Consider the following 563-nt stretch of genomic DNA (forward strand, 5'->3'; position numbering starts at 1 on the left):
GATGGGCATGGCCAAGTGGGACCACATCAAGGCGCTCGGCACGCTGCCGCGCATCGCCTCGCAATGGGAAGCGAAGCACGGCCATGCCTTCAACGATGCCGACGTCGACCGCCTGTACGTGGTGTTCACGCCGATGAACGCGGCCAGCGCGCGCGACCATGCCGAATTCATTCCCGGTGCACTCGATGCCGTGAACGCGGCGCGCGAACGCGGCCTCAAGATCGGATCGACCACCGGCTACAACCGCCCGATCATGGACGTGGTCGTGCCCATCGCCGCAGCCGGCGGCTACGCACCCGACAACCTCGTCTGCGGCGGCGACCTTGCCGAAGGCCGCCCGTCGCCGCTCATGATGTACCGCTGCTTTGCCGACCTCGGCGTGTGGCCGCCGCACACCGTGGTCAAGGTCGACGACACCGGCGTGGGCCTGCAGGAAGGTCTCAACGCGGGCACCTGGGCCGTGGGCCTGGCGGTCAGCGGCAACGCGGTGGGCCTCACGCTGGCCGAATGGACGGCGCTCGATGCTGCACAGCAGCAGGAGCACCGCGAGCGCGCGACAGTGC

1 protein-coding gene is annotated in these 563 nt (G+C 69.1%); it reads left to right on the forward strand.

The window, feature by feature from the left end; genetic code table 11:
- Positions 1–563: phosphonoacetaldehyde hydrolase (phnX, locus tag AC1DSL_RS19300; protein ID WP_477533487.1), on the forward strand; the 563-nt coding region annotated here is incomplete at both ends.

The sequence above is a fragment of the Paenisporosarcina sp. P4_D4 genome, from assembly GCF_056401835.1.